Source organism: Ideonella lacteola (assembly GCF_038066555.1).
Classification (GTDB): domain Bacteria; phylum Pseudomonadota; class Gammaproteobacteria; order Burkholderiales; family Burkholderiaceae_C; genus Ideonella; species Ideonella lacteola.
Genome location: NZ_JBBUTG010000001.1, coordinates 804,192 through 810,966 on the forward strand (window position 1 = coordinate 804,192; position 6,775 = coordinate 810,966).

Genomic DNA, 6,775 nt, shown 5'->3' on the forward strand with positions numbered 1-6,775 from the left:
TGCGTCAGGCGTCGCCGTCGCGATGCAACTGCTTCAGGCGGTAGAGCGCATCCAGCGCTTCCTTCGGTGACATGGCATCCGGGTTCAAGTCGGCCACCGCGCGCTCGACCGGCGAGGTTTCGCGCACCGGTGCCGCGGCAGGCGCGGCGAACAGGTCGACCTGCGCATCACGCTCGCGCGATTGGGCCTCCAGGGCTTCCAGCGCCGCGCGGGCCTGGCGGATCAAGACCGGCGGCATGCCGGCCAGGCGCGCCACCTGCACGCCGTAGCTGCGGCTGGCCGGGCCCGGCTCGATGGCATGCAGGAAGACGATGTCATCACCGCTTTCGGTGGCGCTCACATGGAAGTTCAGCGCCCGCTCGTGGCGGCGCGGAAACTCCGTCAGCTCGAAATAGTGGGTCGCGAACAGCGTGAACGCCTTGTTGCGGTCATGCAGCTGGGTGGCGATGGCCGAGGCGAGCGCCAGGCCGTCGAAGGTGGAGGTGCCGCGTCCGATCTCGTCCATCAGCACCAGCGACTGCTCGGTGGCGCCATGGATGATGGCGGCGGCCTCGGTCATCTCCATCATGAAGGTGGACTGCGCATTGGCCAGATCGTCGGCGGCGCCGATGCGGGTGTGAATGGCATCGATGGGCCCGAGGCGGCAGGCCCGCGCCGGCACATACGAGCCCATGGCGGCCAGCAAGGCAATCAGCGCCACCTGGCGCATGAAGGTGCTCTTGCCGCCCATGTTGGGGCCGGTGATCACCAGCAGGCGAGTGCGGCTGTCGAGGCGGCAGTCGTTCGGGATGAACTCGACACCGCCCGTCTCCTGCAGCCTGGCCTGCACCACCGGGTGGCGGCCAGCCTGGATCTCGATGCACGGGTGATTGACGAATTCGGGGCGGCACCAATCCAGCGTCGCCGCGCGTTCGGCCAGCGCGGCCAGCGCATCGAGCGTGGCCAGCGCGCGGCCCAGCGCAGCCAACGGTGCCAGCCAGAGCTGCAGCTGTTCCAGCAGTTGCTCGTACAGCCACTTTTCGCGGGCCAGGGCACGGTCTTGCGCCGACAGCGCCTTGTCTTCGAACGCCTTCAACTCCGGGGTGATGAAGCGCTCGGCGTTCTTCATCGTCTGGCGCCGTTGGTAGTCGGCCGGCACCTTGTCGAGGCCGGAGCTGGTCACCTCGATGTAGAAGCCGTGCACGCGATTGAACTGCACCCGCAGATTGGCGATGCCGGTGCGGGCCCGCTCGCGGGCTTCGAGATCGATCAGGAAGGCGTCGCAGTTCTGGCCGATGGCGCGCAGCTCATCCAGCTCGGGGTCGAAGCCGGTGGCGATCACGCCGCCATCGCGCAGCAGCACGGCAGGCTCTTCGGCGATGGCGCGCACCAGCAGATCGGCCACCGTCGGGTCGGGCGACAGCGCGGCGTGGCATTCGTCGAGCAAGGCGCTGCCGTGTGGCGCGACGTGGCGCAAGGCGGGCAGGCAGGTGAGCGTCATCCGCAGGCCCGACAGCTCGCGCGGGCGCACCTGGCGCAGCGCGATGCGCGAGACGATGCGCTCCACATCGCTCACCGCCCGCAGCGCCTCGCGCAGGGGCTCGTACCCCTCGGCCAGCAATTGCTCGATCGCCGCGTGTCGCATCTGGGCTGCTCGACGGTCACGCAGCGGATGCGTGAGCCAATGCCGCAAGGCGCGGCTTCCCATGCCGGTGCGGCAGGTGTCCAGCAGCGACAACAAGGTCGGCGAGCGTTCGCCGCGCAGCGTCTCTGTCAGCTCGAGGTTGCGGTGCGTGGCGGGCGGCAACTCCAGCAGTTCGCTGGCGCGTTGCACGGTGAGCGTGCTGACATGGGCCAGCGCCCGGCCCTGGGTGTGTTCAGCGTAGGCAAGCAGCGCGGCGGCGGCCGCGTGGGCGGTGCCCAGGTCCTGGGCGTTGAAACCCGCCAGGCTGGCCACTTTCAACTGCTCGCACAGTTTGCGATGGCCAAGGCCGGTGTCGAATTGCCAGGCGGGGCGGGGCGTCAGCGTGCCTTTGGACGATCGAAGCGCGGGGAAGGCGTTTTTCTCGACGTCGTCGCGATCCACCAGGGTCTCGGCCGGTGCCAGGCGGGCCAGCCAGCCGGCCAGTTCCCGTTCGGCGCACTCGGCGAGCCCGAGTTGCCCGCTGGACAAGCCCAGCCAGGCGAGCCCGTAGACGCCTCGGTGCCTATGCACGGCCAGCAGCAGCGTGTCTGCACGGTCGTCCAGCAGTTCGCTGTCGGTCACCGTGCCCGGCGTGACCACCCGCGTCACCTTGCGCTCGACCGGCCCCTTGGCGGTAGCCACATCGCCCACCTGCTCGGCCACGGCCACCGATTCGCCCAGCTTCAGCAATCGGGCGAGGTAGCTTTCCACCGAGTGCACCGGCACGCCGGCCATCACCACCGGCTCGCCGCCGCTCTGGCCCCGCGTGGTGAGGGTGATGTCCATCAGGCGATGCGCCTTGCGCGCATCGTCATAGAACAGCTCGTAGAAATCGCCCATCCGGTAGAAGACGAGCGTGTCCGGATGCTCGGCCTTGATGCGCAGGTACTGCTGCATCATCGGCGTGTGTTGGGCCAAGTTGTCCAGCTTGGACTGCAGGGATCCGGTGGAAGCGTCGGGCGAAGACTTGGCGTCGTGGGACATGGGCGAGCAGGGCGGCGGTGGACGGGTCGAAAGCGCCGCTCGTTCGGCGCGGGACGCGTATTAGACAGGAGCCGACACGCGCCGAGCGGCTCTGGACGCTCGGCTGTCGGCTACCGCCGCCGAGGGGCTGCTCAATCCGCCTCTTCGTCGCCCTCGGGCTGCACATCCTTCTTGCGCAGGCGCACCGGCTTGCGCTCGGGCGTGGCGGCGGGGGCCGGTGCCGGGGGCGCGGCGGGTTCGTCTTCCTTGATCACCCGGGTGAAGGGCGACAGCAGCTGCACGAGTTGGCCGTAGACCTTGGGCGTGCCGGCGACCACCTCGCGCTGGTGCAGGAAGTCGGCCTCGCCAGTGAAGTTGCCGATCAGGCCGCCCGCCTCGGTGATCATCAGCGAGCCGGCCGCGATGTCCCAGGGATTCAGGCCGGTTTCGAAGAAGCCGTCGTACCAGCCGGCAGCCACGTAGCACAGGTCGAGCGCGGCCGAGCCAGGGCGGCGCAGGCCCGCGCAATGCGGCGCCACGGCCTCGAACATCTTCAGGTAGCGCTGGAAGTTGTCGCCCTTGCGGAAGGGAAAGCCGGTGCCGATCAGCGAATCAGACAGACGGGTGCGCTTGGACACGCGCAGGCGCTTGTCGTTGAGGAAGGCGCCGCGGCCCTTGGACGCCATGAACAGGTCGTTGCGCGTCGGGTCGTAGACCACCGCCTGCTCGATCTTGCCGCGGTATTCGAGGGCGATCGAGATGCAGTAGACCGGCAGGCCGTGGATGAAGTTGGTGGTGCCGTCGAGCGGATCGATGATCCAGACGTAATCGCTGTGGCGCGCGCCGCGCTGCCGACCTGACTCTTCGGCCAGGATGCCATGGCCAGGGTAGGCGGTGAGAATCGTGTCGATGATCGCGGCCTCGGCCGCGTGGTCGACTTCGGTGACGAAGTCGTTGGTGCTCTTGGCCGTGACCTTGAGGAGGTCGACGTCGAGAGAGGCCCGGTTGATGATCGCCCCCGCGTTGCGGGCCGCCTTGACGGCGATGTTCAGCATGGGATGGATGGCTTGAGACATGGGCGACCTGAATGAGCTGGACGAGCAGGGGGATGCGGGCTGACGGCGGAAAAGAGCGGGCGCGGTGACCGTTGAATGGACAATCCACGCAATAAGCCCATGATTTTAGCCGCCCATGCCCGATTCGCCACCCACAACCTGCACGGACACCACACGTTTCGTGCTGATGCACACGAGCCACCCTGGCAACGTGGGCTCGGCCGCGAGGGCCATGAAGGTGATGGGCTTCCATGATCTGGTGCTGGTGGCGCCGAGATTCGACGACGTGTTGGCCCGCGAAGAGACACTGGCGATGGCCAGCGGCGCTACCGACGTGTTGGAGCGCGCCCGAATCGTCGGCAGCCTGTCTGAAGCGCTGGATGGCATCACTTACGCCTGTGCCACGGCGATGACGCCACGCGACTTCGGCCCGCCCACCTTTGCGCCACGGGCGCGTTTCGCCAGCCTGGCGGGCGAGGGCCACCGGGTGGCCTTCGTCTTCGGCGGTGAACGATTCGGCCTGGCCAACGACGATGTGTACCGCTGCCATGCCTGTCTGAGCATCCCGACGGATCCGGCCTATGGCTCGCTCAACCTCGCCCAGGCGGTGCAGGTGCTGGCCTACGACTGGCGGCAAGCGTTGGGTGGTTTCGCGGTCGAGGCCCGCACCGCGCCGGTGCAGTGGGCCGATGGAGCTGCGGTTCAGGGGCTGCTGGGGCACTGGCAGCAAGCGCTGGTCGACATCGGGTTTCTGGACCCCGCGGCGCCGAAGAAACTCGTACCTCGGTTGAACCAGTTGGCCAATCGCGCGCAACTGACCGCCGAGGAAATTCACATCCTGCGTGGCGTGGCGACCGCCATGCAGCGTGTGGCCAAAGCCCAGGGTGGCGAGCGCGCGCGGTGAGCCGCGGCTAAACTCGATCGCCCTGCCAACAACCCTTTCGATGGGAAACCCATGTTCGGACGCCTGCGCGAAGACATCGCCTGCATCCTGGAGCGCGACCCCGCGGCGCGCTCGACGTGGGAGGTGCTCACCTGTTATCCGGGCCTGCATGCCTTGTTCATGCACCGGGGTGCGCACTGGTGCTGGCACCACGGGTTCAAGTGGCTCGGCCGCTTTATCTCGCACGTCGCCCGGTGGTTGACGGGCATCGAGATCCACCCCGGCGCCACCATTGGCCGACGGGTCTTCATCGACCATGGCATGGGCATCGTCATCGGCGAGATGGCCGAGATCGGTGACGAGTGCACGATCTATCAAGGCGTGACGCTGGGCGGCACCTCGCTCGTGAAAGGGGCCAAACGCCACCCGACGCTGGGCGTGGGCGTGATCGTCGGCGCCAACGCCGCGGTGCTGGGCGGCTTCACCGTGGGCGATGGTGCGCGGGTGGGCTCTGGCGCGGTCGTGACGAAGCCGGTGCCCCCCGGGGCCACGGCGGTGGGCAACCCCGCACGCATCATCATTCACGAGCAGGATCAAGCCCGCGAGGCCACGGCGGCCAAGATGGGTTTTTCGGCCTACGGCGTGACCAATGGCGATGACCCGGTCGCGCAGGCGATGAAGGGCCTGATCGACAACGCCGGATCGCACGAGCACCAGATCGCGCTGCTGTGGCAGGCGATCGAAAAGCTGTCCGCACGGGCGCGTGAACTACCGAGCGAAGAGTGCGTGCCGCAAGACGCGCGGACGGTCGAAAGCTTCGACGCCGAGCGGTTGAACCGCCTGGTCAAGTAGAGAAGCTGCGGCGCGCGGCCTTGGGCCGGAACGCGTCGCACACCTCGGCGCGGGTCTCGATGTAGGGGCCACCGATCAGGTCGACGCAGTAGGGCACCGCGGCAAAGATGCCCGGTGCCGGAGGGTCGGCACGTGGCAGACCCTCCAGCGTTTCGGCGATCGATTTCGGCTGGCCCGGCAGGTTGATGATCAGCGCCTGGCCCCGGATGACCGCCACCTGCCGCGACAGGATCGCCGTCGGCACGAAGCGCAAGCTGATCGCCCGCATCTGCTCACCGAACCCGGGCATCACCTTGTCGGCCACGTCAAGCGTGGCCTCAGGCGTGACATCGCGCGGAGCGGGGCCGGTGCCGCCGGTGGTCAACACGAGGTGGCAACGGGTCTGGTCGACCAGCTCGATCAGCGTGGCGCTGATGCCGGGCCGCTCGTCGGGGATCAACCGGGTCTCCCACGAAATGGGGTTGCGAATGGCGCGTGTCAGCCACTCTTGCAGGGCCGGGATGCCCTTGTCTTCGTAGACGCCGGTGGAGGCACGGTCGCTGATCGACACCAGGCCGATGTGCACCGCCTCGAAGGGGCTCGCGGTGTCACTCATCGTCGTCTTCGCCCTCTGCGTCGTCGCCGGTCGCTGACGGTGCATCGCCGGCCAGCGCCGCCTTGATCAGCTGGAACAGGTCTCGGTAGCTGCGGCCGTGGCGCTGGTCGGGCTGGGCGGCCGCATCGGCGGTCTTGGCATCCTTGCGAGCCGACCGGACCAGGCTGCGCAGCTGCTGGGCATCCGTGTCGGCAAAGCGGTCGAGCCAGCGGGTGATCGCATCGTCGCTGGCCAACATTTCTTCTCGCCAGCGCTCGGCCTCGTGCAAGGCGAGTGTCTCCTTGGCGCTGCCCAGCTTGAAGGCGGCGATCGCCTCGCGAATCGGCGCTTCATCGGTGTTGCGCATCAGCTTGCCGATGAACTGAAGGTGCCGGCGGCGGCCTTCATGAGACCGGGTGCGGCGGAATTCGGCCAGTGCGTCTCGCAAGGCATCCGGCAGATCCAGCTTGGCCACACGCGACTCGGGCAACTGCGTCAACTCAACGCCGAGCGACTGCAGGTCGTGCATCTGGCGCTTCAAGGCCGATTTGCTGGGCCGTTCGGCCCGGCTGAGCGGCGTGTCGTCGTCGCCTGGCTCGGGCTGGGGGGCGTTGTCTCGGGGCGCTCGGCGCATCGGTAGTGGGGCAGTTGGAGATGAAAGGCAAACCTAGTCCAGTGAAACGGAGAAATCGGATGTTCGCCGGTGTTTGGCAGGGCGCGCAGCAAGGCGCGGCGCGCAGCCCAGGCTGTACGCCTGGGCAAGGGTCGCAACGCCGCGGCGCGCC

The 6,775-nt window shown here is 68.0% G+C and carries 6 protein-coding genes; 2 read left to right on the forward strand and 4 right to left on the reverse strand.

Going from position 1 to position 6,775, the window contains the following annotated elements:
• Positions 1–4: 4 nt before the first annotated feature.
• Both mutS and AACH06_RS03480 read right to left on the reverse strand, forming a co-directional pair.
• Complete coding sequence (gene mutS / locus AACH06_RS03475; protein ID WP_341424233.1) at positions 5–2,563, reverse strand: DNA mismatch repair protein MutS; 2,559 nt, start codon at positions 2,561–2,563, stop codon at positions 5–7.
• A gap of 215 nt (positions 2,564–2,778) precedes the next feature.
• A complete protein-coding gene (locus AACH06_RS03480; RefSeq protein WP_341424203.1) occupies positions 2,779–3,702 on the reverse strand; it encodes an inositol monophosphatase family protein in 924 nt (307 codons plus the stop codon).
• 166 nt (positions 3,703–3,868) lie between these two features.
• Between AACH06_RS03480 and AACH06_RS03485 the strand changes: the two genes are divergently transcribed.
• Positions 3,869–4,585 (forward strand): RNA methyltransferase, encoded by a 717-nt coding sequence (locus AACH06_RS03485; RefSeq protein ID WP_341424234.1) that lies wholly within the window; start codon positions 3,869–3,871, stop codon positions 4,583–4,585.
• 51 nt (positions 4,586–4,636) lie between these two features.
• The gene (cysE, locus tag AACH06_RS03490; protein WP_341424204.1) at positions 4,637–5,416 is read left to right on the forward strand and encodes a serine O-acetyltransferase; all 780 of its coding nucleotides are present in this window, start codon (positions 4,637–4,639) and stop codon (positions 5,414–5,416) included.
• Here the strand turns inward: cysE and mog are convergent.
• Together mog and yjgA are read right to left on the reverse strand one after the other, a co-directional pair.
• Positions 5,409–6,011, reverse strand: coding sequence for a molybdopterin adenylyltransferase (gene mog / locus AACH06_RS03495; RefSeq protein WP_341424205.1), 603 nt, complete (start codon positions 6,009–6,011; stop codon positions 5,409–5,411). The two genes, cysE and mog, sit on opposite strands and share 8 nt — an antisense overlap.
• Entirely contained in the window at positions 6,004–6,624 is a 621-nt protein-coding gene (yjgA, locus tag AACH06_RS03500; protein ID WP_341424206.1) for a ribosome biogenesis factor YjgA, read from the reverse strand. The genes mog and yjgA overlap by 8 nt, the downstream gene beginning before the upstream one ends.
• Positions 6,625–6,775: the final 151 nt, after the last annotated feature.

What these genes read in the sequence shown, in the direction of transcription:
- mutS (WP_341424233.1), bottom strand. Translation starts at nt 2,563, where the DNA reads ATGATGCAGCAGTACCTGCGCATCAAGGCCGAGCATCCGGACACGCTC.
- AACH06_RS03480 (WP_341424203.1), bottom strand. Translation starts at nt 3,702, where the DNA reads ATGTCTCAAGCCATCCATCCCATGCTGAACATCGCCGTCAAGGCGGCC.
- AACH06_RS03485 (WP_341424234.1), top strand. Translation starts at nt 3,869, where the DNA reads ATGCACACGAGCCACCCTGGCAACGTGGGCTCGGCCGCGAGGGCCATG.
- cysE (WP_341424204.1), top strand. Translation starts at nt 4,637, where the DNA reads ATGTTCGGACGCCTGCGCGAAGACATCGCCTGCATCCTGGAGCGCGAC.
- mog (WP_341424205.1), bottom strand. Translation starts at nt 6,011, where the DNA reads ATGAGTGACACCGCGAGCCCCTTCGAGGCGGTGCACATCGGCCTGGTG.
- yjgA (WP_341424206.1), bottom strand. Translation starts at nt 6,624, where the DNA reads ATGCGCCGAGCGCCCCGAGACAACGCCCCCCAGCCCGAGCCAGGCGAC.